We start from the raw sequence: 1,466 nt of genomic DNA, 5'->3' as shown, positions 1-1,466 counted from the left end.
CCTGACCAACAGCAAGTGCAGCTACTGGCACTTCCGCCTGGATGCGGACACCTCCATGAAGATGGAGGCCCTGACCACGTACATGAAGGACGTGCCCGAGGTCAAGAAGGTCTACCTGATCAACCAGAACTACTCGCATGGCCAGCAGGTCTCCAAGTACGCCAAGGAGATGCTCAAGCGCAAGCGCCCCGATGTGGAGATCGTGGGCGACGACTTCTCGCCGCTGGCCCAGGTGCGCGACTTCGCCCCCTACATCGCCAAGATCAAGCAATCGGGCGCCGACTCGGTGATCACGGGCAACTGGGGCTCGGACCTGGCGCTGCTGATCAAGGCCGCCAGCGACGCGGGCCTGAACAACGTCAAGTTCTACACCTACTACGCCATTGCCACGGGCGCGCCCACGGCCATGGGCGCGGCCGCCGCCGACAAGGTCTACATGGTGGGCTACGGCCACCTGAACCTGCCCGGCCCGCTGGACCGCATCACCAAGGGCTACAAGGCCAAGTTCAACGACGACATGTACACCGGCTCGCTGTACTCGGGCCTGACCATGCTGGACCAGGCCTTCCTGCGCGCCAAGACCACGGACCCGGCCAAGGTGGCGGCCACCATGGAGGGCATGAAGTTCAACAGCCTCAACGGCGAAGTGGAGATGCGCAAGACCGACCACCAGCTGCAGCAGGGCCTGTTCATCTCGCGCTGGGAAAAGGCCGGCGGCAAGTACCCGATGGACTCGGAGAACACCGGCTACACCTTTGTGCCCGTGAAATATTACGAGCCCTATGTGGCCAGTACCCCCACCTCATGCCAGATGAAGCGTCCTTCATGACGCCCAGGCAGGCAGGCTGACTTCGCAAGGGGCGCGAGGCGCCCCTTTCTTTTGCCTGAAATCGGTCAAAACACGGGTTCATGGGCTGATCGATGGCGATCTGTCGCCAATGTGTCCCGGACTGCGGCGAAGTCGCATGCGCGATAGTTTCTAAGGCATTCCCCGAAGGGAAATTGTCATTCAGGCGTTAGTCTGGCGCCAATACAGATATCCGAATCAACCGGAAAAAGGAGACAGAAAAATGAAGTGGATCGTGCATTCGGTGGCCGCCTCGGCCATGCTGGCCTGTGCCTCGGGCGCCTGGGCGCAAAAGGGCGAGACGGTGAAGATCGGCTGGATCGACCCGCTGTCGGGCCTGATGGCCGCCGTGGGCACGAACCAGCTCAAGACCTTCCAGCTGATGGCCGAGGAGTTCAACAAGAAAAATGCCTCGGGCGTGAAGTTCGAGATCATCCCGCTGGACAACAAGCTCAGCCCGCAGGAGACCACGGCCGTGCTGCGCTCGGCCATGGACCAGGGCGCACGCTACGTGGTGCAGGGCAACGGCTCGGGCCCGGCCCTGGCCATCATGGATGCGCTGGAAAAGCACAACGCGCGCAACAAGGGCAAGGAAGTCGTCTACCTCAACTACGCGGCC

General features: G+C 61.9%; 2 protein-coding genes. Both read left to right on the top strand.

Annotated elements, in window-relative coordinates; translation table 11 throughout:
• A partial coding sequence (locus tag L995_RS06320; RefSeq protein ID WP_231574370.1) for an ABC transporter substrate-binding protein occupies window positions 1-829 on the top strand: 829 nt, incomplete at its 5' end.
• Window positions 830-1,070: 241 nt separating this feature from the next.
• Window positions 1,071-1,466, top strand: a 396-nt coding sequence (locus tag L995_RS34215; RefSeq protein WP_231574369.1) for an ABC transporter substrate-binding protein, incomplete at its 3' end; no start/stop codon positions are given.

It is taken from the genome of Delftia sp. ZNC0008, from assembly GCF_000799035.1.
Classification (GTDB): Bacteria; Pseudomonadota; Gammaproteobacteria; order Burkholderiales; family Burkholderiaceae_C; genus Comamonas; species Comamonas tsuruhatensis.
Note: the sequence above shows the minus strand (reverse complement) of the source record. Positions and strands in the feature narration are given on the sequence as shown.